This window comes from Ensifer sp. D2-11, from assembly GCF_054161295.1.
The window spans coordinates 1480091-1503011 of record NZ_CP096433.1 but is presented as its reverse complement, the minus strand read 5'-3'; the positions used below and the strand labels follow the sequence as shown (position 1 = coordinate 1503011).

The following is a 22921-nucleotide window of genomic DNA, read 5'->3' as shown; positions in this document are numbered from 1 at the left end:
AGAGGAATATGCTATGAAAACGAGTTTCAATGATCAACTCGACATCACCCGGCGCGACTTGATGAAGGGCGGCATGGGTGCGGCATCGCTGGCAGCGGTGAGCGCTGGAGCGGCGGTTCCCGCCGCCGTGACGGCGGCCTCGGTCGCCGTCACGGCCAATGCGGCGCAGGCACAGCAGCACGCCGCATCCGCAACTGTTACGCAACCCGCCACGGGTATCGTGATGTCTCCCGACTATGCAAGAACGGTTGCGCAGATGGCCTACGTCTGGGGCTGGCCGATGGTTAACATGATCAACCGCAGGGCGGCGATCACTCAGGCACCGGAACCGGGCCACCTCAACGGCGTCCTGCCCGCCGCACCGCGGGGCCAGATCGCGATGCTCAACGACTACATTGAGCCGTCGGAAACTTTCGTCACGTGCCCGAACCAGGATGTCGTCTACGGCTTGGGCTTCTTCGCGCTTGATGAAGAGCCGGTCGTGATTCAGGTGCCGGATTTCGGCGACCGTTTCTGGGTCTATGCTTTGTACGACGCACGCACCGACCAGTTCGGTCATCTAGGCAAACCATATGGCTCGAAGCCCGGATTCTACCTGCTCGCCGGTCCGAGGTGGAGCGGCCTGAAACCGGACGGGATCACAGATGTTTTGCGCTCCCCTACCTCGCTCGCCAACGCCATTCCCAGGGTCTTCCAGGACGACACGCCCGAGGACAGGAAAGCGATTCAAGAGGTCATCAACCAGGTCGTCGCTTATCCGCTGAAGGATTTCGACGGAGAGATGAAGACGATCGAATGGGCCAAGGTCCCGGACATTCCCGGACCGGCATCGTCTGGCGAGGAAACCAAATGGGTGGTTCCGGATAAGTTCTTCGATCAGTTCGGCGAGGTTCTCGACACTGTCGATCCGTTGCCGGGCGAGGAGGCTCTCTACGGCCAATTCCGCCTGCTGCTCGATGCAGCGTCCAAGGACCCCGAACTGAAAAAGGTGCTGGTTGCGACCGCGGTCGAGACCGAAGACAAGGTCATCCAGCCGTTCTTCCAGTGGAAGCACAACGGACGTCCGGCCGGGAACGGATGGAACCGTTCGACCAACAATGCGCAGTTCGGCGTCGACTATTTCAACCGGACCGGAACGGCAAAATCGAACATGTTCGACAACCGGCCGAACGAGACGCAATATTTCTACACCGACCACGACGGCGCGGGCGGAGAACTCAGCGGCAGCGGCAGCTATGCAATCACCTTCCCGGCCGGGCAGGAGCCGCCGGTCAACGGCTTCTGGTCATTGACCCTGTACAACGACAAGCATCTCTTCCACGCGAACGACCTCAAACGCTACTCACTCGGCACCAAGAACAAGAACCTAAAGCGCAACTCCGACGGTTCGCTTACCCTCTACGCAGGCGCGAAGTCGCCTGGGGGCGACAAGGAAAACAACTGGCTGCCCGCGCCGGACGGGAAGTTCTCGCTCTACATCCGCGCCTATTGGGGCAAAGAGGCAATTCTCGATGGCTCTTGGCAGCCGCCCGCGATCGCTCAATAGCCAGTGCTGAAAGCCGATAGTGGCGTTGTGTGTTCGTGATCTTGCACTCCGCCCTATCTGCCGGCCGGCGGGCACCGACGCGGCTTGCAGTTGTCAGTCTCATCTTTGTATTGCGATGCATTCGGCAAGTGGAATGCACTGGCGCGGTCGGCCGAAAACTCTTATACAATCGTTGACCAGTGGGGTCGTAGCTCAGTTGGGAGAGCGCCGCAATCGCACTGCGGAGGTCGAGGGTTCGACTCCCTTCGGCTCCACCATCCACCAGTCCTCCCTGCCGGCTCGCTGCTTGCCAAAAAAGCTGATTTGAGAGAAAGTTTTAGTCTGACCCGTTCGAGGTCTGGGCAACTCCCGCGAGTGGAGAAAAACATGCCTGTTAAATCTTTCGTGGCAGCCGTAATTTTTTCCCTCTTCGCCCTTTCGGGGTGCGCCAGCACAGGCTCGACCAACACGACCTACACCCAGTGGTACGGGCCTTATCCCGAGCCTGAATTCGACGTTCTTACGCCGGGCGGACTGCGCCTTGCCTATTAGCATTGCATAGGCGACCGACTGCGCCGCCCGCCGTAAGCCCAAAACATGCGAGAGCGTATCGGCCCCTGCCCCGAATTCCGAGCGATCGCCATCGACACGCCGGATCGCGGGGCGGATCGGCATTCAACAGCAAGCGAAATTCACGGAATTTTAGGCACTTGCGGAACACATATGGAACAGATAGGTTCTGTTCTTGATTTGTTTCGCGATTCTGGAGTGACGCCATGCTGACCCGCAAGCAACAGGAATTGCTTCTGTTCATTCACGAACGAATGAAGGAATCCGGGGTCCCGCCGTCCTTCGACGAGATGAAGGACGCCTTGGACCTTGCGTCCAAATCGGGCATCCACCGTTTGATCACCGCACTCGAAGAGCGTGGGTTCATTCGCCGGCTACCTAATCGCGCCCGGGCCCTCGAAGTCATCAAGCTGCCGGAGGCCTATGCGGGCGCTTCGCAGGTCCGCCGCGGCTTTTCGCCGAGCGTGATCGAAGGCAGTCTGGGCAAGCCTGCTGCGCCGCCCCCCGCACCGAAACCGGCGCCGCCGGCCGAGGCCGCATCGGTCGCCGTTCCGGTCATGGGCCGCATTGCCGCCGGTGTGCCGATTTCGGCAATCCAGAACAATATGCACGATATATCCGTACCGGTTGAAATGATCGGCAGCGGCGAGCACTACGCTCTCGAGATCAAGGGCGATTCGATGATCGAGGCCGGCATCCTCGATGGCGATACGGTGATCATCCGGAACGGAAGCACCGCCAGCCCCGGGGATATCGTCGTCGCGCTGATCGACGACGAGGAAGCAACCCTGAAGCGATTCCGTCGCAAGGGCGCCTCTATTGCGCTGGAGGCCGCCAATCCGGCTTACGAAACACGCATATTCGGTCCGGACCGGGTCAAGATCCAAGGCAGGCTCGTCGGCCTCATCCGGCGCTATCATTAGAGCTTCCTGACCAGGTGCGCAGCCGCTTCCTACGAAAGTACGCAATTTCAAAGCGCTGACGTGGGAGTATTGCGCCTTGGGACGCTATGACCACGCCCGGTCATAGAACGGAAGACACATTTATACAGAATAAAAAAGTCCCTATTCCAAATGTACCCTCTTGCGGATTGCGGTCAATCATTCTAAATCCGCGCCACGATTTGAAAACGCAAATCGTAGAGGCCTCGTGGCGGAGTGGTGACGCAGAGGACTGCAAATCCTTGTACGCCGGTTCAATTCCGGCCGAGGCCTCCAAAAGCCACACCTGATCAGCTTTGTTACCGACAAACTTCCCCTCGTCAGACGAGGGCGAAATCCGCATTCGCAAAGACGAAGTTGGCAGCGCTGAGGTCGGCAGCGTGGATGCCGATCAGAGTGACCTGATCGACCGTGCCATTCAGCTGCAGGACAGCGTTCCCGTCAGCATCGTCGCCGATGTTGGACAGAAAATCGGCGAAGTCGTCGTAGCCATAGCCGGCGATTTGGATGATGTCCTTGTCCAATTCGAAGTCGAAGATCTCATCCCGCCCACTGTTCCGCGCAAACAGGAACTGATCGGCACCGGTCTCGACCGCGAAGGCTGCGGTAAGTCGGCCATCGCCCCAGAGCTGATCGTTACCGGCGCCGCCAATCAAGAGGTCGTCCCCACCCGCGGTGTCCACGCCGACCTCTGCATCGCCATACAGGACATCGTCGCCTTTGCCTCCGTCGAGCAGGTCGTTGCCGCCACTGCCGCCACGTGAGAAAAGAACATCTCCAACAAGAAAGTCGTTGCCAGAACCACCATAGAGGTGGTCGTCGCCGCCGATGCCGGATTCCACGACGCCCTGGTCGAGGCCATCTCCGTAGAGTTTGTCATGGCCCTCTCCGCCCTGGAGCCGATCGTTCCCGCCAACGAAAAAATCGCCGAGGGAGAAAGCGTCGCCCGAGAGAATATCGTCTCCGGCGCCGCCGTCGAGCCAGTCGTCGCCACCACGTCCTCTGAGGCAATTGTAGCCATCGCCGTAGAGTGTATCGTTGCCTTTGCCGCCCGAGAGACGATCGTTCCCTCCGGCGACGATCGCGGAGTCACTCACATCGATCGAGAAGGCATCGCCGTACAGCGTGTCGTCGCCGGCGCCGCCGTCGAGCTGGTCGTCGCCACCACGCCCCTGATCGGAGATCGCCCAAGCGTCGCCGAAGAGCGTGTCGTCGCCTCCGTGCCCGTCAAGGCTGTCGCGGCCACCCTGCCCCGAAGACAGGAAGCCGCCGATTTCGAAGACTCCCAGGCTATTGTCGGTCGTGAATGGGTCTCCGAAGACAATGTCCGGATCGTTCGTGCCGAAGATGTGGTTGTCGAGCCCGAGCCAAGGGGCGATGCCACCGATCAGATGCGCCATTTTTCTCTCCACAGTGCTGCAAAGCAGGTGATGCTCGTCTTGGGGACCCGGACGGCCTTGGGGGCGTCGATCTCGTCCGGCCTCGTCGGAGTGACGAGCGGGCTAACGCTTTGAAAATACGCCCTTCCGCACGGAAAACCGTCCACACTTTTCCTGAAAGTGCTCTAATGTTGCCGAACGCGATGTTCCTGTCCATTGACCACTTCGGATTAACTACAGGTTGTACTTTCCGGTGAAGTTCCGCGTCCGGATGCTGAAAGACGGAAGAGGTTGCCCACGCTCCGGACGACGTCCACGAAGAGAGATACCCGGAGGACCATGTGGTCTCGTGATCGGCGGTTGTGCTATAGCGTCCCGTCGGCCGGCCTCATCGGGAGGGCGGCACTCGCAGCGCGATGTGATGGATATTCCTTGGGGCTACATTCAGCGCCACTTCGATTGGCTCGGGCATGTGGCCGAGGGCGTCTGTATTGCAGCAGTCGTCGCCCTGCTGTTCATGGTGATTGCACCGAGAAGGTTGGCGCTGATCATCGGCCTCGCCTTCGCCATCGGACACTTTCACGGCCGCGAAAAACGTGATTTCGAGATCAGCGCAAAGCTGCCGCCGCCTCACCTAGAGGGTTATGAAATGTGGAGGTGGAGTTGGGATCAGGCGACCGACTTCTGGCCGGTCGCTTTGGTCCTCGCCTGCGTCATTGTCGCCCTCCTGCCCAAACGGCGTCGAAAGCCGGGCAATTCCGACGACTAACATGCGCTGCATCCGCATGCTGGTGGACTCTTCGCGAGGTCCACCTCTCAGGACTTGCCGGACGAGTTCGGCTTGCTCCGCCATCGGGCCCACCATACGGCCAGCTTGCGCCGCCGTCGGCGCATCGAGGGAATGTCGTGCGAAAGCACGAGCAGGCCCAGAGGAACCATCCAGAAGCCCAAGATCGGTAGAAAACCGAGCACACCGCCGAAGACGAGCAGAACGCCGATGAGGACGCGCAATGCCGGCGAATTGGGCAGGCTCATCCGCCATTTGCCAAGCACGATCTCACGCGTCTTGGGATCGATGCCAAAATGCTTCTTCTTGCCTTCGGTCGCCATCACTCTTCTTTCGTACCAATGACCCCACAGTTGGTGCCTTCTCCACAGGGCGGCAACCGCCTACCGTCATTTTTTTTGAAAAACCGCTTGGCAAATCGGAAAAGCATTTGTATTAGCAGCCTCACTTCTGCGGCGCAGATGATCCCTGGTAGCTCAGCGGTAGAGCACTCGACTGTTAATCGATAGGTCGCCGGTTCGAATCCGGCCCGGGGAGCCAGTTTCGAAAGAGCCATTCGCGGCAAAGCCCGAATGGCTCTTTTCATTTTGTCGGGCTGATTTCTCGTAGGTTTCCTCATGCGTCTTGCATGGCTTTTCCTGGTCCTCGCGATCGCGACCGAGGTCGTCGGCCTGACCGTGATGAAGGCGGCATCCGGCTCCGGCTCCTATTGGGGGCATGTGGTCATGTATGCCTCGATCGCGCTCTCCTACGTCTTCCTGGCACGAGCGGTGAAGACCATTCCGGTTGGCGTCGCCTATGCCGTCTGGGAAGGATCCGGCGTCGCCGTGATAACGCTCGTCTCTGTTTTCGTTTTCGGCCATGCGCTCTCCGGCCGCGAGATGCTGGGCCTCGCGATGGCTGTTGCGGGAATACTTCTCCTCAATGCCGGCAGGAGCGATGCGGAGGAAGCCGCCGCATGAGCGCGTCGGGTCTCTCCTTCGCATTCGCGATCGCCGCCGGCGTGCTCGATGTGGCGGCGAATCTCGCCTCGACGAAGTCGAACGGCTTTGCCCGCCGCGGCTGGGGTGCCCTTTCGATCGTCTTGGTGCTTGCGGCGTTCGCGCTGCTGGCGGAAGCGATCAAGGATATGGACCTGGCGGTCGCCTATGCCCTTCTCGGCGCAACCGGAATCTTCGGTACGGCCATCTGCGGCCGCCTTTTCTTCGGCCAGAGGCTGAAACCGGTCGGCTGGCTTGGACTGTCACTGATTTTCGGCGCGGTGCTGGTGCTTCATACCGCCTGACGCGGCTGTCCGTCGGAGCCTGAGCGCTTGTTCTTTGGAACCGCAGCCACGGCTGCCCTTCCCGGTACCAGCCGGTCGAGAAGCGCGAAATAAAGCCCATAGGGCAGGATACGCAGCAATTTGACCAGGTACGTAAATCGTTTGGGGAAGGTGATCTCGAAACGCGAAGACTTCAGGCCGGCGCATATCCGGTCTGCCGCCTCCTGCGTGCTCACCAGCGCGGGTCTCGGGAAACCGCCTTTCGGTGCAGCCTGCGTATCCACGAATCCGGGACAGATGACTTGCAAGCGGATGCCGATGCGATCGAGGTCGAATTTCAGGCTCTCCGCCATGTTGATGAGCGCCGCCTTGCTCGCACCGTAGGCGGCGCTCATCGGCAAGCCGCCATAGCCGGCCACCGACGACATGATCGCGATCTGTCCATGCCCCTTGGTCTTCATATGCTCGACAAGCGGTACGAGACAGTTGACGACGCCGTTGAGATTGACGGCGAAGCTCCTGTCGAAGGGCTCCCGACGCAGGTCGTCGCCACGGACCGGGAGGGCGACGCCGGCGTTGAGGACGGCGAGTGCCACCTGCCCGTGCTCGTATTCGATTTTGGCCAGCAGCCGCTCCATGTCCTTCGGATCGGTGACGTCTCCATCGAGAACGATCATCCGCCCCGGTCCGGCCGCCTGGTGCTGAAGGTCTACCAGCTTCTCGTGACTTCGCGCCGTGACGACCACGGAATAGCCTTCCTCGGCCAATCGAAGCGCCACGGCGCGACCGATGCCGGAACTTGCACCGGTGATCCATGCCAATCCATGTTCGGGGCGGGCGGTGAATACAGCTGTCATCTTTTCCTCGCTCGTCGACGGGGGTTCTCACCGGGGCCGCCGCATAAGCGGTCGGTCCCTATACCTCTCCGGACGGCAAGCGCCTGCCCCGCAATCTCCGCTTCCCGCCCGTCGATTGACGGCAGAGACGTTTTTTGCCCGGGACAGGAAAGCTGCGAAACGCTATTCCTTGCCTGTAGGACAGACTGAGCCGAAAACACGCCAATATTTCGGCGATCCTGCCCATGAAACCAAATGTTCATCGGCTTGCCGTCGACCGAGGTTAGTGCTTGGCTAATGCCGGCATCCGTTCCGTCCAGCGCGAGGTTTTCAATATGCCTGTTCTTCCGTCCGTGCTCGAAGCAATCGGCAATACGCCGCTGATCCGGCTCAAGGCCGTGTCCGAAGCGACCGGCTGCAACATTCTCGGCAAAGCGGAGTTCCTCAATCCCGGGCAGTCCGTAAAGGACCGGGCAGCGCTCTGGATCATCCGCCAGGCCGAAAAGGCCGGCCAGTTGCGGCCGGGCGGCGTGATTGTCGAAGGTACGGCCGGCAATACGGGGATCGGCCTTGCCGTTGTCGGCAGCGCACTTGGATACCGCACCGTCATCGTCATTCCCGAAACCCAGAGCCAGGAAAAGAAGGACGCGCTGCGCCTGCTTGGGGCCGAACTGGTCGAAGTTCCGGCTGTGCCTTACAGGAATCCCAACAACTACGTGAAGATCTCCGGCCGGTTGGCGGCCCAACTCGCCGAAACCGAGCCGAACGGCGCCATCTGGGCGAACCAGTTCGACAATGTCGCCAACCGGCAAGCGCATGTCGAGACGACCGCGCCTGAAATCTGGCTCGACACCGACGGCAAGGTCGACGGCTTCATCTGCGCCGTCGGCTCCGGCGGCACGCTTGCCGGCGTGGCGGAAGGATTGCGCGCCCGCAATGCGGCGATCAAGATCGGCATCGCCGACCCTGAGGGGGCCGCACTCTACAATTTTTATGCCCATGGCGAACTCAAGTCGAGCGGCAGCTCGATCACCGAAGGCATCGGTCAGGGCCGAATCACCGCCAACCTCGAAGACTTCACGCCGGACTTCGCCTACCAGATTCCGGATGCGGAAGCGGTGCCCTACGTCTTCGATCTCATCGAAAAGGAAGGCATTTGCGTCGGCGGCTCGACCGGCATCAACATCGCCGGCGCCGTGCGGCTTGCCCGGGACCTCGGGCCGGGACACACGATCGTGACGATCCTCTGCGACTATGGTAACCGCTATCAGTCGAAGCTCTTCAATCCGGACTTCCTGACCTCCAAGGGGCTGCCGGTTCCGGACTGGCTGAAGACCACTTCGAACATAGCAGTGCCATACGAACCCGCTGGATAGGATTGCCATGACCGGAACCGTCACCGCCCTCTTTCGAGACGATTTTTACCTCTCGACCTGCGAAGCACGCGTGACGGCAATCCTGGAAGGCGGCGGCATCGAGCTCGATCAGACCTGCTTTTATGCGACATCCGGCGGGCAGCCGGGTGACACGGGTTTCCTCGAGCGCGAAGACGGCAGCCGCATCGACATCGTCGAAACACGGCATGGCGCGAACAAGGACGTCATCGTTCACATGTCCGCCGATGGCGCGCCCGTGCCGGCGGTCGGCGAGAAGCTGGTGCTGCACATCGACTGGCCGCGCCGCTACCGGCTGATGCGCATGCACACGGCCTGCCATCTGCTGTCGGTCGTCTGCCCCTTCCCGATCACCGGCGCAGCCGTGGGAGAGGAGGAAAGCCGCGTGGACTTCGACATGAGCGAAACGATCGACAAGGACGAGGTCACGGCAGGGCTGATGAAACTCGTCGAAGAGAACCATCCGGTCTACGTGCAGTGGATCACCGACGAGGAGCTGGCCGCCAATCCGGGCATCGTCAAGTCGAAGAATGTCCGCCCGCCGATGGGCCTTGGCCGGGTCAGTCTCGTCTGCATCGGCGAGAATTCATCGATCGACAGCCAGCCCTGCGGCGGAACGCATGTTTCCGAGACGCAGGAAGTGGGTGCGATCCACATTGCCAAGATCGAGAAGAAGGGCAAGGAAAACAGGCGCTTCCGTATACGCTTCGCGACGCCCGAAGACGGGGTTGCGGTCTAGCGCCCGTTGGGATTCAGTGCCGGTTGCGCGGCCTAGGAACCGTGCCGGAGGACAGCAATCTCTCCTCCCGTCATCCCTGTGACAAGCACAGGGATGAGGGAATCAAACAAGTCGCGGCGGGTATCCTGAATCTCAACAGGCCTTAGCGCGGGCAGCGAACTGTTCTTTTACATCAGCAAGCCAGTGGAGTGACGACGATGAATGGTGAGAACGAAAACAAGAGCCGCTTTGTCGTTTCTGCGGATTGGCTTGAACAGCGCCTCGATGATCCGTCGGTCAAGATAATCGATGCCGCCTGGTATCTGCCGGCGCAGAACCGCGACGCGAAAGCCGAATACGCCGCCGCGCACATTCCCGGGACGGTCTTCTTCGACCAGGACGCGATCGCCGATCGGACGAGCGCGCTGCCGCACACCCTGCCCTCTCCCGAGGCATTCTCCGAGGCCGTGGGCGCAATGGGAATCAGCGAGAACGACACGATCGTCGTCTACGATGGCCCGGGGATCTTCACCGCCCCGAGGGTCTGGTGGATGTTCCGAATCATGGGCGCCGAGAACGTCTTCGTTCTCGATGGCGGGATGGACGGCTGGAAAGCGGACGGCCGGCCAACGACGACCGAGGTTGCGAAACCCAGCCCGCAGGCTTTCAACGCAGTCTTCAACCCGAACGCGGTCACCTCGTTCGAGCGCATGAGGGATGTGGTCGAGCATCGGCTCTCTCAGATTGCCGATGCGCGCAGCGCCGGGCGCTTCGCCGGCGAGGAACCGGAGCCGCGGGCGGGCATGCGGTCGGGCCATATGCCAGGTGCAAGGAGCCTGCCCTCGGGCGTATTCTCCGACAAGGGCAGGTTCAAGGATCTCGATGCGCTGCGCCGAACTTTTGAGGATGCCGGCATCGACCTGACGAAGCCGGTCGTCACGAGCTGCGGCTCCGGCATAACCGCCGCCATCATCACGCTTGCGCTTCAATCCTTGGGACATAAGGACAATACGCTTTATGATGGCTCCTGGTCGGAATGGGGTAGCCGGCCGGATACCCCGGTTGCAATTGGTAAAGAGTGAGAGCCATGCCAAGGTCGAAGCCTGCCGCGATCACGGCGCACGTGACCGAACTCGAGATGACATCGCCGCCGAAGCAAAGCCTGCCGATGCCGATCAACATCCACACGGCGATCCTGCGCGTCTCGGACATTCCGCTTGCCTACTACCGCTTTCTCTATCTGCGTGTCGGAAAGCGCTGGCACTGGGCGGAGCGCCTGCGCATGAGCGACGACGATCTGTCGGCTATTCTCCACGACAAGCGAACGACGGTCATGGTGCTTTACGTGGACGGTGCGCCGGCCGGTTTCTTCGAATTCCAGCAACTGGACGATGACGTCATCGACCTCACCCATTTCGGGCTCATGGAGCACGCGCTCGGCCTGGGACTCGGCAAGTGGTTCTTGCTGCAGACCTTGTTTGCGGCCTGGGCCATGAACCCGCGCAAGGTTACGGTCACGACGAACAATCTCGATCATCCCCGGGCGCTGCAGCTTTACCAGCAGTTCGGCTTTTCTCCGGTCGCGACGCGCGAGACGGTGGTCGAGCCGCTGAGCGACGAGGAACTTCTCACCTTCGCGAAGAAGCTCTGAACGCTTTCGGATGTCGGATCTAAGCTCGGCAAGTATCGGGTGTCGTTCCCAGACACAAGTGCGCATCTTTCTCCTGAATTCAGTCAATCGGGAGAAGCGCCATGAAACTCAACTACGTTGCAATGCCCGTCGAAGAGGCGGAGCGGCTAAGGCAAGGCGGGCCGGACGCCTATGGCGACCAGCCCGAACGGCGCATTTCGGACGGCGACGGCGTGCCGTGCCGGCACTGCCTTCGCAATGTCGATGAGGGCCAGCCTTATCTCGTTCTCGCCTACCGGCCGTTTTCGTCGGTTCAGGCCTATGCCGAAACGGGACCGATCTTCATCCACGCTGAAAATTGCGCCATTCACGACGGTGACGCCATGCCGCCGATACTCGCATCCAGCAAGAGCTATCTTCTGCGCGGCTACGGGGGAGATGAGCGCATCGTCTACGGCACGGGCGGGGCCGTTGATGCCGAGTACCTCGAGCAGCGGGCCATGGAATTGCTGGCACGGCCGGACGTCGCCTTCGTGCATGTTCGCTCGGGAAAATACAACTGCTACCAGTGCCGCATCGAGGCGGCCTGAGCGGGAGCCCGGCGCATGATGGCGCCGGGCGGTTCAGCGCGTCAGGCGACGTGGAGGACGGCCTCGGGAGCGTGGGCGTCGTAGCCGAGCGCTTCGGCCACGGCGGCATTGGTGACGCGGCCTCGGTGGACATTGAGCCCGGCGCGCAGATGCCGGTCTTCGGCAATCGCCTTGAGGCCGCGGTCGGCGAGCTGCAGTCCGTATTGGAGTGTCGCATTGTTGAGCGCGTGCGCCGACGTGATCGGCACCGCCCCCGGCATGTTCGCAACGCAGTAATGCACGATGCCTTCGACCTCATAGGTAGGTTCGGAGTGCGTCGTCGCATGCGACGTCTCGAAGCAGCCGCCCTGGTCGATCGCGACATCGACAATGACGGCGCCTTTTTTCATGGCGGACAGCATTTCGCGTGTGACGAGCTTCGGCGCAGCAGCGCCGGGAATGAGTACCGCTCCGATCACCATGTCGGCGGAGAAGACCTCCTCTTCCAAGGCATCGATCGTCGAGTAGCGCGTATGGACACGGCCGTTGAAGATATCGTCGAGTTGGCGCAGACGCGGCAGCGACCGGTCCAGGATAGAAACATCGGCCCCGAGACCCGCAGCCATCTTGGCTGCATGCAGGCCGACGACGCCGCCACCGATGATCGCGACCTTGGCCGGAAGAACCCCCGGTACCCCGCCGAGCAGGATTCCGCGGCCGCCATTTGCCTTCTGGAGCGAGGTAGCGCCAGCCTGGATCGCAAGCCGTCCCGCGACCTCGGACATCGGCGCAAGCAGCGGCAGTCCGCCGCGCTCATCCGTCACGGTCTCATACGCGACCGCCGTGACGCCGGACTTGAGAAGTCCCTGGGTCTGTTCCGGGTCCGGTGCGAGGTGAAGATAGGTGTAGAGAATCTGGCCTTCGCGCAGTTGCGCCCATTCGGACGGTTGCGGCTCCTTGACCTTGACGATCATGTCCGCTTTTTCGAAGACTTCTCTGGCTGTCGGTACGATCCTTGCACCGGCTGCGCGATAGGAGTCGTCATCGGCCCCGATCCCTGCCCCGGCCTTGGTTTCCACGACGACCTCGTGGCCGTGGGCTACATATTCCCGTACTGATCCGGGCGTAAGGCCGACACGGTATTCATGGTTTTTGATTTCCTTCGGGCAACCGACACGCATCTTTGCGTTCCTCTCCTATTTATGGGCTTTCCGCCGCGTTGATGAGGGGTCCAGCAAAGCAGATGGCATCCAGAATGTCCTTGCAAAGAAGTGCTCATCCATGCATTGATTTCGGTGATTATTGCACAAAATTGCCACTGCTCGAAAGAAGATGCGAATGACTGGCTTGGATGCTATCGATCGTTCGATTCTGCGCATTCTGCAGCAGGATGGCCGAATTTCGAACGCGGACCTCGCCGGGAGGGTCGGCCTCTCCCCGTCGGCCTGTTCGCGGCGGGTCGATATTCTCGAAAAGTCCGGGACGATCGCCGGTTACCATGCGCGCATCGCCCACAAGGCGCTCGACTACAGGATCATGGTCATCGTGCATATTTCGCTCTCCGGGCAGTTCGCCAAGACCCTTGCGGAGTTCGAAGCCGCCGTGAAGCTCTGCCCCAATGTGCTCGTGTGTTACCTGATGTCCGGGGAATACGATTACATCCTGCGCGTGGCAGCGAAGGATCTGGAGGATTATGAGCGAATCCATCGCGACTGGCTCTCGGCGTTGCCGCACGTCGTAAAGATCAATTCGAGTTTTTCGCTTCGCGAGGTCATCGATCGCCCCAATGTCGGCATCTGAGACCGTGATGCAGCGAGACGCGGCGGCAATCCCGTCTGCAAAAATCAGCCGCTTTGCGTGGCCGGGCCATTCCGCCATAGTCGCGCTTGTCTGAACGCATCGAACGCGCTTTCGAGGGGAGATCACCGATGACTGCTTTGCATCCCATTTCGCGCCGGACCCTCATCGGCGGTCTTGCCGCCACGTCGGCATTTGTCGTGCTGCATCCCTTCTCGACCCGCGCGGCTGCCAACCAGGCGCATCTCAGGATCATGGAAACCACGGACCTGCACGTCCATGTCTTTCCCTACGATTACTATGCCGACAAGCCGAACGACACGCTTGGCCTAGCGCGCACCGCTTCGATCGTCGACGCCATCCGCGCCGAGGCGACGAACGCGGTCCTCGTCGACAATGGCGATTTTCTTCAGGGCAATCCGATGGGCGATTACATCGCCTACAAGCGCGGCATGAAGGAAGGCGACATGCATCCGGTCATCGCCGCGATGAACGTGCTCGGCTACGACTGCGGCACGCTCGGCAATCACGAGTTCAACTACGGCCTGGATTTCATGTTCAATGTGATCAACGGCGCAAACTTTCCGATCGTCTGCGCCAACCTGACCAAAGGCGCCATGGCCGCCGCCCCGCGCCAGGACGAGCTTTTCCTCAAGCCCTACGTAATCCTCGATCGAAAAGTGAAGGACGGCGCCGGTCAGGAACACCCCATCCGCATCGGCCTCATCGGGTTCGTACCGCCGCAGATCATGACCTGGGACGCCAAGAACCTCGAAGGCAAGGCGAATGCGCGCGACATCGTCAAAGCCGCGGAAGCCTGGGTGCCGCAGATGCGCGAGGAAGGCGCCGACATCGTCATCGCCCTCTCACATTCCGGCATAGGGCAGCAGGCCTATGCCGAAAATCTCGAAAACGCGTCCGTACCCCTGGCGGCAATCGAGGGTATCGACGCAATCGTCACCGGCCACAGCCACCTCGACTTTCCGGGACCCAAGTTCGACGGAACTCCGGGCGTCGACAATGCCAAAGGGTTGATTTCGGGAAAGCCCGGCGTCATGGGCGGCTTCTGGGGATCCCATCTCGGCCTCATCGATCTGCTGCTCGAACGCGACGGCGGCCAGTGGCGTGTGATCGGTTCGACAAGCGAGGCGCGGCCGATCTTTCGCCGGGAAGAAAAGAAGGTAATCGCCGAGGTCGGTGACAAGCCGGAAGTGCTCGCAGCCGCGCAGAAGGACCACGAAGCGACGCTTGCCTATGTGCGCACCCCCGTCGGCAAAACTTCGGCACCGCTATACTCCTATTTCGCGCTCGTTGCGGACGATCCGTCGGTGCAGATCGTGAGCCAGGCCCAGACGTGGTATATCCGCGAAATGCTCAAGGACACCGAGCACAGCGACCTGCCGGTCCTGTCCGCCGCAGCCCCTTTCAAGGCCGGCGGGCGCGGCGGCGCCGAGTACTATACGGATGTTCCAGCGGGCGATATCGCCATCAAGAATGTCGCCGATCTCTACCTCTATCCGAATACGGTGCAGGCGGTCGTCATCACCGGCGAAGAGGTGCGCAACTGGCTCGAAATGTCCGCCGGCATCTTCAACCGGATTGCACCGGGATCGGTCGATGCAAGCCTGATCAATGGCGACTTCCCTTCCTATAATTTCGACGTGATCGACGGGGTCACCTACCAGATCGATCTTTCGCAGCCTGCGAAATACGACAAGGACGGCAACGTGGCGAACCCGGAGGCCAGCCGCATCCGTGATCTGAAATTCGATGGCAGGCCGATAGATCCCAAGCAGAGATTTGTCGTAGCGACCAACAACTACCGCGCCGGCGGCGGCGGCAATTTTCCGGGCATTGCCGGCGACAAGGTCGTCTTCGTCGCGCCGGACACCAACCGCGACGTCATCGTGCGCTACATCGTCGAACAGGGAACGATCAACCCCTCGGCTGACGCGAACTGGACCTTCGCGCCGCAGAAGGACACGAGCGTGCTCTTCGATAGCGGCCCGAGGGCGCGGCAGTTTCTGGCAGAGGTCAAGGCGGTGAAAATCGAGAATGCCGGCGACGGCAGCGACGGTTTCGCCCGGTTCAGAATCAAGCTCTGACGCGGGATGCGGGCGGAAAACCGAACATACTTTTCCTCACGCCCCAAGGGCCTGTTGAGATTCATCTGGAGCTTATGACGGCTGCTGCGAGATGAATGATGGCGTTCTTCCTCGCCCTCATCTCTGTGCTTGTCACAGAGATCCAGCAGCGCCGCGTCTGCGGCGCGGGAAGCGTTCTTTCAGCCCAAGGACTTGGTCTGGCTGGATTCCTGTGACGAGCACAGGAATGAGGAGATCAAGCGGGCCTTAGGGCGGAATATGAGGAATCACCCGTAGGATATTGTTTGGACTGGCGATTACCGTCGCCGGACGTCAGACAGGCCGCGACTGAGCGTCGTCGGAAAAGAGGGCCGCGCGCTGCTCGTCGATGATCTGGCGCCCCTTGCGCATCGCCGAGTCGATCGCGTCCTGCTCGGAGGTGAAGAGATCTGCCCGGATGAAGCTGCGCACTTTCGTTGCACCGTCCGGCATCGACTTTTCGATGCTGCCGGCAAGCCGGTACTGCGATCCCTCGCGCTGAGGCGTCGCCCGGATCACGCAATCCGCATAGTTCTCGGTCTTGCCTGCCGCAGGCTGTGCCTGCGTTTCAGAGCCGCTGGAGCGACCGAATAATTTCGAGAAAAACGATGCCATGCCTCACAGTTAGCCGTGCTCGCCGGCCCTGTCAAAGCTAAAATTGGTGAGCCCGGCGCCGGCCACTTGCCGGCCTTGTCAAATGACGAAGTTGGCCAGCATCTCGTTCTCGGTGATGTCCTGGTAGCGAAGACCCGCCGCATCGAAACGCTGTTTGAGAACGGGAAAATTCTCCGCGTGTTTCGTTTCGATACCGATGAGCACGGAGCCGAAGTTTCGAGCCGACTTTTTCAGATATTCGAACCGGGCGATATCGTCCTCCTCTCCCAGGAGACCGAGGAAATCGCGAAGCGCTCCCGGACGCTGCGCCATGCGCAGGATGAAGTATTTCTTGAGCCCCGCATGACGCATGGCCCGCTCCTTCACGTCCGGCAGGCGCTCGAAGTCGAAATTGCCTCCGGAAACGACCGCTACGACGATCTTGCCTTCGAGAGTATCGCGGCCAAGCGCTTCCAGTGCGGTGATTGCAAGTGCGCCGGCGGGTTCGAGAACCACGCCCTCGACATTCAGCATTTCGGTGATCGTCAGGCAGATCGCATTCTCAGGCAGCAGCATCACCTGTTCCGGCGAAAATCTCCGGAGCGCAGCAAAGTTCAGGTCGCCGATCCGTGCGACCGCCGCGCCATCGACGAAATTGTCCACCTGGTCGAGCGTGACGACGCCGCCGAGTTCCAGGCTGCGCCTGAAGCTCGGCGCCCCCTCCGGTTCACAGAACAGAAAACGGTCGGCCGAGAGGCTGTCGCCCAAATACCCGGTCACGCCCGCGGCCAAGCCGCCGCCGCCGACGGGCAGGACGACGAGATCGGCAACGAGGCCGGCCGGCAATTGTTCGGCTATCTCCGCTGCAACCGTGGCCTGGCCTTCGATGATATCGTCATGGTCGAAGGGCGGCACCATGACGCCGCCGATCGCTTCCACATGCTCGCGCGCCGCCTTGTAGCATTGATCGAAAATATCGCCGACGAGGCGGATCGTGATGAATTCGGCCCCGAACATGCGCGTCTTGTCGATCTTCTGCTGGGGCGTCGTCACGGGCATGAAGACGACTCCGGGAACGCCGAAGTGGCGGCAGACGAAAGCAAAGCCCTGAGCGTGATTGCCCGCGGAAGCGCAAACGAAGGTCTTCCCGGCCGCTCCGGAGCCGAGCGACTTGCGGAAGAAATTGAAGGCGCCGCGGATCTTGTAGGAGCGCACCGGCGAAAGGTCCTCGCGCTTCAGGAAGACGGTCGCCCCATAGCGCGCGCTCAGGTGCTCGTTGAGCTGAAGCGGCGTCGGCGGAAAGATCTCGCGCATCGCCGCTGCCGCTTTTTCAACATCCTGCTTCATCACGTGACTTCACCCGTTGAGTTTGCCGATGGCAGTCGCTATTGCACATTGCCGCGCCGGAGACCATCGATTTGACACGAATCGGTCACGCACGGCACTATCGCGGCCGCTTCGTGCGATCGCCGGCCCACCGACAAACCGCTTGCAGGAAATCAAGAGCTTGAACGCGAATCTGATCCGGCATGCTGTCCATCTCGCGGCGATCCTGGGGCTCTATCTCTCCGGCGCGATGCTGATTCCGGCCCTGGTCGATCTCTATTATGGTCACCCGGACTGGCAGGTCTTCGCCGTGACCGCCTTCATGTCGGGCGCAATCTCGTCGACGACGTTCATGGCGACCCGCGCAGGCCCCCCGCCCTTCTCGAAGAAATTCGGCTTCCTGGTTGTGAATGTCCTGTGGATCGTGTTTTCGATCGTCGGCGCCATTCCACTCTGGCTTTCCTCGGTAAAGCTGGATTTTGCCCAGGCCCTGTTCGAGTCCGTCTCGGCGGTAACGACGACCGGCTCGACCGTAATCGTCGGGCTCGATGACGCGCCGCCCGGCCTCTTGCTCTGGCGGTCGCTCCTGAGCTGGTTCGGCGGCATCGGCATCGTCGTTCTCGGCCTGTTCATCATCCCCTATCTGCGTGTCGGCGGAATGTCCTTCTTCAAGATGGAATCCTCCGACACCAGCGACAAACCCTTTGCCCGGCTCGCGAGCTTCGGCCGCGCCTTCCTCGTCGTGTACGTGTCGATCACTCTGCTGTGCGCGATCAGCTATGCCATGCTCGGGATGAACAGGTTCGACGCGATCAACCACGCGATGACGACCGTCGCGACGGGCGGCTTTTCTACGCACGACGCGTCATTCGGCTACTTTTCCAGCATTCCCCTGCTCTGGGCCAGCACGTTCTTCATGACGGTCTGCAGCCTGCCCTTCTCCATCTTGATCGTGCTCGTCGTGCGCGGGCGCCTGGACGCCCTTCGCGATCCTCAGATCATCGTATTTCTGGGCTATCTCACCGCATTCTCGGTTGCGGTCGCGGCCTATCACCGGCTCGCCAACGGCGTCGAGTTCCACCTCGCGCTTACCTATGCCTTCTTCAACATCACGTCGATATTGTCGACCACGGGCTATGCGAGCGAAGATTACAGCCTTTGGGGACCGTTCGTGGTCATGGTCGCGTTCATATGCACGTTCATCGGCGGTTGTTCAGGCTCGACGGCGGGCGGCATGAAGGCCTATCGGTTCGTCGTGCTCTTCAACGCCATCCGGTCTGCCCTGAACAAGCTCGTCTACCCGAATGCGATCTACGCGGTCCGGTACGGGAAGAATACGGTCGACGCGGATGTGCAGCGCGCCATTCTGCTGTTCTTCATCACCTATATCCTGCTCTGGGTCTTCGGCAGCCTGGTCATGGGTGCCCTCGGCTATGATCTCGTCACGGCCGTGTCGGCCGTCATCACGTGTCTCTCCAATGTCGGCCCCGGCCTCGGCAGCCTTATCGGCCCTGCGGGCAATTTCTCGACACTCCAGGATCCCGAGCTCTATCTGCTGTCGCTGATGATGCTGCTCGGGCGTCTGGAGGTCCTGACCGTCCTCGTCGTGCTCACTCCGATCTTCTGGAAGCAGTAACAGCCGCCGCTCGGCTGCAGCCTTGCCTTGACTTGGTGTGCCAAATGCCGAAAGCTCAGAGCGATCGGGCATTTGGAAAGCGCGATGCCGAGATACCTGCTCCTGCTGGCGGCACTCACGAACGCCACCGTCATCCTCGCCGACACGCAGGCAGAGGCGGGTCCGCTTGCCGACGCTGCGGCGAAGGCCGAACAGCAGGCGAGCTCCGGCGATGCCGCCGGCGCCCAGGAAACCTTGCGCAAGGCCATGAGCGACTTTTCGCAGACCCTTCCCTTCGCCATCGGCAAGGCGGTCTTCGTCACAGCAGCACCGGCCGGCTTTGCAATGTACGAGCCCCGGCCCGATCCGGTATTCGAAGCCGGCGAAACGCTCATATCCTATGTCGAGCCCGTGGGGCTTACCTGGAAGGAGGCAAGCGACGAGGGTAAGCTCGAGACACGCTTCACGGTCGACTTCGACATCCTGAATCCGAAGGGAGAGGTCCTCGCCAGCCAGAAGGCGTTCGGCGATTTCACCTTCAAGGGCTATCAGCGCAACCAGGAAATCTATGCGACGCTGAGGATCGACGTCGCCGGGGCACCATCAGGGAATTATGTGCTGCGCTACCGCTTCAACGACACCAACAGCGGCAGGAGCGCAAGCGTCGATCAACCATTCGAGATCTCCGGCCCTTGAGGGAATGCCGATCTTGCAGCTTTGGTGCGGACGACGGGAATCGAACCCGTACGGTTTCCCGAGGGATTTTAAGTCCCTTGCGTCTACCAGTTTCGCCACGTCCGCCCGCAGCTTAAATCAGGCACATAGGCGATTCAGTCAAGGGGATGTTTTGCCGCCGCCCTGCCTCACGTCAAGCCGGACCCGCGTCGGGCGCCGAAAGCGCCGCACCGGGCAGGTAGAGCGAAATCGGTCGGATCTCGTATACGGCGGTCGGGTTGACCCGGCGCAATTCGCGCGCCGTCTCGACGGCGGCTTCAAGGTTCGGGCAGTCGACCACGTAGAGGCCGAGCAACTGCTCCTTGGTCTCGGCAAAGGGACCGTCGATGATCATGCCGGCACCATCGCCCCGCAACGTCACGGCATCCCTGGTCGAGCCAAGCCGTGCGGCCGGCCCCAATCGCTTTTCCCGGACGAGGCGATCATTGACCTGCAGCAGATCGTCCATCAGCTTGGCATCTGCCTCCCTGGTCCAGGATTCGACCACCTCTTCCTCGTGATAGGCCAATATCGCGTAGAACATGGATCCCTCTCCAAAACCCCATACGGTGCCCGGGTCAGGCACAACGACATGCATGAAACAGTCACGCGGATGCGAAACGATTCCGAGGAACCGCACCTCATGAATCGAAGCGATTAGATCGTTTCTGCAGCGCGCGGGCAAGCCCGGCTTCTAACGGGGCGCGCACCAATCGCGCGCCTGAAGTTGGGTCAGCCGCTCGACGCGATCAAAGCTCGCCATCGGTCACCTTTGGAGGAACGCGGCCGGTGTGATGGGTCGGATTGTCCGATCCTGCGCCTTCGGCCGGTTTCTCTTTCTTTGTGGTTTGGCCACTTCTGGCCGGCGGCTCGTCGGTGCCGGATTCCGCCGCCTGATCCGGGAGCGGCTGTGGCTCCATGTCCATTTCTTTCGGTTCCGGTTTCCATGTGGGAGACGGCATCGGCTGGTCCGTCAGATCGTCATATTTGGGATTGCTCATGGCTCGCTCCTTTCGGTCTCGCCAGATCAACCCCGGACATTTCTGAAGGTTCCTCATGGCCCTGCCGGCCCGTTCGAGGATCGGGGAATGGCATCTGCCCAAGAAATTTTGCAACCCCTGATTCGCCAGGGGTTCAATCGCGGCATGTCAATGGCAAGATAATGCAGGGCTCAAGGGCATCCTTGATGATGATTACGGAGGGTGGGGCGTGCGTTCACTGCAAGCGTTCGGCGGCATAGCCTTGCTTCCCGAAGACCTGGACACGCTGCAGCGCGTGTTCGACAAGCTGTGCCGCGAACATAGATGGCCGCGCGAGAGCGCGCAGGCTCGGCGGTTCGGGAGGATGCTGATCCGGGAATATCAGTCCGGCACGAGAGATGAGGGACTTCTTCTGCGAGCGGGACAAGCCTTCGTCAGTCAGGCCAATGCACAAAAGAAACTGGCCTGAACACAGGCCCGGCTGTGCGACGAGGGCGCCGGCAATGACCGGCTCAATGATAGTAGAAACAGTCGCAGTCGGCTCGCGTGGCGTCCTCTCCTCTCCACACCCTGACGGCCAGCTTTGACGACTCGCCGGTCTCGTCAAGCCGCAATCCCAGCAGCGAAATCGCCGCCGCCTTGGGATTCGGCGCGTCTATTTCGATGACCGATCCGACCTGGTGAACGCCCAGGCGTGCAGTCCAGGTAAAGATCTGAACATTGTAATGCATGGAAATTCTCCATTTTCGGTCGCCGCCTGCGCGGGTCGCATAACCAAGGACAACGGCTTCGCGTCAATTGCCCTCCAACGCAGCATCGTCAGCCATCCTCTACGGTTGCTTCCGGTCGATCTCCGCCGTCGGCATGTTCGAAATGCCAGTTTCCCTTCTCATCCTGGAAGCTGATCTCCTCGTCGTCGCCGCCGACCTGCTGTTCGGCTGCTGCAGCTTTGGCGGCCGCCAGCGCCATCTCGCGACTGGGAAAGGGCTCTGAATATGCATCGGCTGCCTTGTAGGCCCAGCCTCCATCGTGTGGAACGATGAAATAAGTGATCTGCACCATCCTTCACTCCCATGGATGTTCAAGGGCAGTCCCTGCCCTCGACGGGCCGCGCCGCGCGGGCCCTTTAGTTCCTCCTTGCTGCCGCATGCTTCCCTGAATCGGAGCCGGTCTGAGAAAAACACGCAGCCATTCAAAGTGCTGTAGCGACCTTGCCTGCTAAAAAAGCACGTCGCCGTCGGGCATTTCTGATGCCGAATGCGGCGATGTTAACACAAAATTGCCCCATTGGGCCACATTTGCGAAGGCTTGCGGGCCGATATTCCGCGACCTGGCCGAGGGGCGGACTGTGATCCGAATCGCCCGCAAAAAAGGGCGCGGCTCGATCGGGAGCCGCGCACGAAGGTTGAAGGTCGTCAGTCCGCGAGCTTTGCGGCAATCCGCGCGACATGCGCACCCTGAAAGCGGGCGGCTTCGAGTTCGACCGCGGAGGGCTGGCGCGAACCGTCACCGCCGGTGATCGTCGAGGCGCCATAGGGCGATCCGCCCTTGACTTCCTCAACGCCCATCTGACCCTGGAAGGCATAGGGAAGTCCGACGACGACCATGCCGTGATGCATCATCGTGGGAATGAGGCCGAGAATCGTTGATTCCTGGCCGCCGTGCTGGGTCGCCGACGAGGTGAAGGCGGAGCCCACCTTGCCGACGAGCTTCCCTTTTGCCCAGAGGCCGCCGGTCTGGTCGATAAAGTTACGCAATTGCGAAGCGACGGTCCCGTAGCGGGTGCCCGCGCCGAAGATGATTGCATCGTAATCCGCCAGTTCCTCGACGGTCGCGACCGGTGCCGGCTGGTCGAGCTTGAAATGCGAAGCTTTCGCCACGTCCTCCGGCACGAGTTCCGGAACGCGCTTGACGGCTACTTCGGCACCGGCCGATCTTGCACCTTCCGCGACCGCATGGGCCATCGTCTCGATATGCCCATAGGCCGAATAGTAAAGAACCAGTACTCTAGCCAAAACGATACTCCTTGTTGTCCGGCAATTCCGCTTGATCGCCGCGGCCGGCAGGATTTATCAAAACGCATACCACTGCCAGTGCAGGGATGGTCGACAGACTGTTCAGCTTTTTTCAACACTGACGAGATCGCGTTCGCGATCCGA

27 protein-coding genes and 4 tRNA genes are annotated in these 22921 nt (G+C 60.9%); 19 read left to right on the top strand and 12 right to left on the bottom strand.

The genetic code is table 11. The features are described from left to right. Window positions 1–13 precede the first annotated feature (13 nt). The 5 genes from M1D34_RS07255 (at window position 14) to M1D34_RS07235 (ending at window position 3312) form a co-directional block, all read left to right on the top strand. On the top strand, window positions 14–1546 hold the full coding sequence (locus tag M1D34_RS07255) for a DUF1254 domain-containing protein (protein ID WP_498781377.1): 1533 nt from the start codon (window positions 14–16) through the stop codon (window positions 1544–1546). Between the two features lie 181 nt (window positions 1547–1727). After that, window positions 1728–1803: transfer RNA gene (locus tag M1D34_RS07250), tRNA-Ala, on the top strand. A gap of 109 nt (window positions 1804–1912) precedes the next feature. Then, the gene (locus M1D34_RS07245) at window positions 1913–2077 is read left to right on the top strand and encodes a hypothetical protein (protein ID WP_498781375.1); all 165 of its coding nucleotides are present in this window, start codon (window positions 1913–1915) and stop codon (window positions 2075–2077) included. Between the two features lie 224 nt (window positions 2078–2301). Beyond that, entirely contained in the window at window positions 2302–3018 is a 717-nt protein-coding gene (gene lexA / locus M1D34_RS07240; RefSeq protein WP_003528303.1) for a transcriptional repressor LexA, read from the top strand. A gap of 220 nt (window positions 3019–3238) precedes the next feature. Beyond that, window positions 3239–3312: transfer RNA gene (locus M1D34_RS07235), tRNA-Cys, on the top strand. 44 nt (window positions 3313–3356) lie between these two features. Here the strand turns inward: M1D34_RS07235 and M1D34_RS07230 are convergent. Continuing rightward, window positions 3357–4436 carry a calcium-binding protein gene (locus tag M1D34_RS07230; protein ID WP_014526762.1) on the bottom strand — a complete coding sequence of 360 codons (1080 nt, stop codon included), beginning with the start codon at window positions 4434–4436 and terminating at the stop codon, window positions 3357–3359. A gap of 400 nt (window positions 4437–4836) precedes the next feature. Between M1D34_RS07230 and M1D34_RS07225 the strand changes: the two genes are divergently transcribed. Further along, window positions 4837–5184 (top strand): hypothetical protein, encoded by a 348-nt coding sequence (locus tag M1D34_RS07225; RefSeq protein ID WP_027993600.1) that lies wholly within the window; start codon window positions 4837–4839, stop codon window positions 5182–5184. 47 nt (window positions 5185–5231) lie between these two features. Here the strand turns inward: M1D34_RS07225 and M1D34_RS07220 are convergent, their stop codons facing one another. Continuing rightward, window positions 5232–5525, bottom strand: a complete 294-nt coding sequence (locus M1D34_RS07220) for a membrane protein (protein ID WP_003528297.1) — start codon at window positions 5523–5525, stop codon at window positions 5232–5234. Window positions 5526–5667: 142 nt separating this feature from the next. On the opposite strand from M1D34_RS07220, the gene M1D34_RS07215 reads away from it, so the two are divergent. From M1D34_RS07215 to M1D34_RS07205, 3 genes are all read left to right on the top strand, one after another. Continuing rightward, a tRNA-Asn gene (locus M1D34_RS07215) sits at window positions 5668–5742 on the top strand. A 77-nt stretch (window positions 5743–5819) separates the two neighbouring features. Further along, entirely contained in the window at window positions 5820–6164 is a 345-nt protein-coding gene (locus M1D34_RS07210; protein WP_010969347.1) for an SMR family transporter, read from the top strand. Then, window positions 6161–6487 (top strand): SMR family transporter, encoded by a 327-nt coding sequence (locus M1D34_RS07205; RefSeq protein WP_003528293.1) that lies wholly within the window; start codon window positions 6161–6163, stop codon window positions 6485–6487. The genes M1D34_RS07210 and M1D34_RS07205 overlap by 4 nt, the downstream gene beginning before the upstream one ends. Here M1D34_RS07205 and M1D34_RS07200 read toward each other — a convergent pair. Beyond that, the gene (locus M1D34_RS07200) at window positions 6475–7323 is read right to left on the bottom strand and encodes an SDR family NAD(P)-dependent oxidoreductase (protein ID WP_027990290.1); all 849 of its coding nucleotides are present in this window, start codon (window positions 7321–7323) and stop codon (window positions 6475–6477) included. The two genes, M1D34_RS07205 and M1D34_RS07200, sit on opposite strands and share 13 nt — an antisense overlap. A 314-nt stretch (window positions 7324–7637) precedes the next feature. On the opposite strand from M1D34_RS07200, the gene M1D34_RS07195 reads away from it, so the two are divergent. From M1D34_RS07195 to M1D34_RS07175, 5 genes are all read left to right on the top strand, one after another. After that, window positions 7638–8678, top strand: coding sequence for a cysteine synthase A (locus M1D34_RS07195; RefSeq protein ID WP_498781370.1), 1041 nt, complete (start codon window positions 7638–7640; stop codon window positions 8676–8678). A 7-nt stretch (window positions 8679–8685) separates the two neighbouring features. Continuing rightward, window positions 8686–9435: an alanyl-tRNA editing protein gene (locus tag M1D34_RS07190; protein WP_010969351.1), complete on the top strand. Its 750-nt coding sequence runs from the start codon at window positions 8686–8688 to the stop codon at window positions 9433–9435. A 197-nt stretch (window positions 9436–9632) separates the two neighbouring features. Further along, window positions 9633–10496 carry a 3-mercaptopyruvate sulfurtransferase gene (sseA, locus tag M1D34_RS07185; protein ID WP_498781368.1) on the top strand — a complete coding sequence of 288 codons (864 nt, stop codon included), beginning with the start codon at window positions 9633–9635 and terminating at the stop codon, window positions 10494–10496. A 5-nt stretch (window positions 10497–10501) separates the two neighbouring features. After that, window positions 10502–11065, top strand: a complete 564-nt coding sequence (locus tag M1D34_RS07180; protein WP_015007520.1) for a GNAT family N-acetyltransferase — start codon at window positions 10502–10504, stop codon at window positions 11063–11065. Between the two features lie 101 nt (window positions 11066–11166). Continuing rightward, a complete protein-coding gene (locus M1D34_RS07175; RefSeq protein WP_015007521.1) occupies window positions 11167–11634 on the top strand; it encodes a DUF1203 domain-containing protein in 468 nt (155 codons plus the stop codon). A 41-nt stretch (window positions 11635–11675) separates the two neighbouring features. Here the strand turns inward: M1D34_RS07175 and ald are convergent, their stop codons facing one another. Continuing rightward, complete coding sequence (gene ald / locus M1D34_RS07170; protein ID WP_003528258.1) at window positions 11676–12794, bottom strand: alanine dehydrogenase; 1119 nt, start codon at window positions 12792–12794, stop codon at window positions 11676–11678. Window positions 12795–12951: 157 nt separating this feature from the next. Here ald and M1D34_RS07165 point away from each other — a divergent pair, with 157 nt between their 5' ends. Both M1D34_RS07165 and M1D34_RS07160 read left to right on the top strand, forming a co-directional pair. Then, complete coding sequence (locus M1D34_RS07165) at window positions 12952–13413, top strand: Lrp/AsnC family transcriptional regulator (RefSeq protein ID WP_003528246.1); 462 nt, start codon at window positions 12952–12954, stop codon at window positions 13411–13413. Window positions 13414–13541: 128 nt separating this feature from the next. After that, window positions 13542–15515 carry a bifunctional 2',3'-cyclic-nucleotide 2'-phosphodiesterase/3'-nucleotidase gene (locus M1D34_RS07160; RefSeq protein ID WP_498781364.1) on the top strand — a complete coding sequence of 658 codons (1974 nt, stop codon included), beginning with the start codon at window positions 13542–13544 and terminating at the stop codon, window positions 15513–15515. Window positions 15516–15827: 312 nt separating this feature from the next. On the opposite strand, the gene M1D34_RS07155 is transcribed toward M1D34_RS07160, so the two are convergent. Together M1D34_RS07155 and ilvA are read right to left on the bottom strand one after the other, a co-directional pair. Continuing rightward, window positions 15828–16148 carry an HlyU family transcriptional regulator gene (locus tag M1D34_RS07155; RefSeq protein WP_003528242.1) on the bottom strand — a complete coding sequence of 107 codons (321 nt, stop codon included), beginning with the start codon at window positions 16146–16148 and terminating at the stop codon, window positions 15828–15830. A 78-nt stretch (window positions 16149–16226) separates the two neighbouring features. Then, complete coding sequence (gene ilvA / locus M1D34_RS07150) at window positions 16227–17474, bottom strand: threonine ammonia-lyase (protein WP_015007524.1); 1248 nt, start codon at window positions 17472–17474, stop codon at window positions 16227–16229. A gap of 160 nt (window positions 17475–17634) precedes the next feature. Between ilvA and M1D34_RS07145 the strand changes: the two genes are divergently transcribed. Together M1D34_RS07145 and M1D34_RS07140 are read left to right on the top strand one after the other, a co-directional pair. Then, a complete protein-coding gene (locus tag M1D34_RS07145; RefSeq protein ID WP_010969358.1) occupies window positions 17635–19089 on the top strand; it encodes a TrkH family potassium uptake protein in 1455 nt (484 codons plus the stop codon). A gap of 84 nt (window positions 19090–19173) precedes the next feature. After that, window positions 19174–19764, top strand: coding sequence for a hypothetical protein (locus M1D34_RS07140; RefSeq protein WP_003528236.1), 591 nt, complete (start codon window positions 19174–19176; stop codon window positions 19762–19764). A gap of 22 nt (window positions 19765–19786) precedes the next feature. Here M1D34_RS07140 and M1D34_RS07135 read toward each other — a convergent pair. The 3 genes from M1D34_RS07135 to M1D34_RS07125 form a co-directional block, all read right to left on the bottom strand. Continuing rightward, window positions 19787–19869, bottom strand: a tRNA-Leu gene (locus M1D34_RS07135). 67 nt (window positions 19870–19936) lie between these two features. Further along, on the bottom strand, window positions 19937–20326 hold the full coding sequence (locus M1D34_RS07130) for a YciI family protein (RefSeq protein WP_003528086.1): 390 nt from the start codon (window positions 20324–20326) through the stop codon (window positions 19937–19939). 205 nt (window positions 20327–20531) lie between these two features. After that, complete coding sequence (locus tag M1D34_RS07125; RefSeq protein ID WP_010969360.1) at window positions 20532–20783, bottom strand: hypothetical protein; 252 nt, start codon at window positions 20781–20783, stop codon at window positions 20532–20534. Window positions 20784–20991: 208 nt separating this feature from the next. Here M1D34_RS07125 and M1D34_RS07120 point away from each other — a divergent pair, with 208 nt between their 5' ends. Next, window positions 20992–21231: a hypothetical protein gene (locus tag M1D34_RS07120; RefSeq protein WP_013844464.1), complete on the top strand. Its 240-nt coding sequence runs from the start codon at window positions 20992–20994 to the stop codon at window positions 21229–21231. Window positions 21232–21274: 43 nt separating this feature from the next. Here the strand turns inward: M1D34_RS07120 and M1D34_RS07115 are convergent, their stop codons facing one another. The 3 genes from M1D34_RS07115 to wrbA form a co-directional block, all read right to left on the bottom strand. Beyond that, window positions 21275–21493 (bottom strand): hypothetical protein, encoded by a 219-nt coding sequence (locus M1D34_RS07115; protein WP_003528078.1) that lies wholly within the window; start codon window positions 21491–21493, stop codon window positions 21275–21277. An 88-nt stretch (window positions 21494–21581) separates the two neighbouring features. Continuing rightward, entirely contained in the window at window positions 21582–21824 is a 243-nt protein-coding gene (locus M1D34_RS07110; RefSeq protein ID WP_003528075.1) for a DUF2188 domain-containing protein, read from the bottom strand. A 353-nt stretch (window positions 21825–22177) separates the two neighbouring features. Continuing rightward, entirely contained in the window at window positions 22178–22777 is a 600-nt protein-coding gene (gene wrbA, locus M1D34_RS07105) for an NAD(P)H:quinone oxidoreductase type IV (RefSeq protein WP_003528068.1), read from the bottom strand. Window positions 22778–22921: the final 144 nt, after the last annotated feature.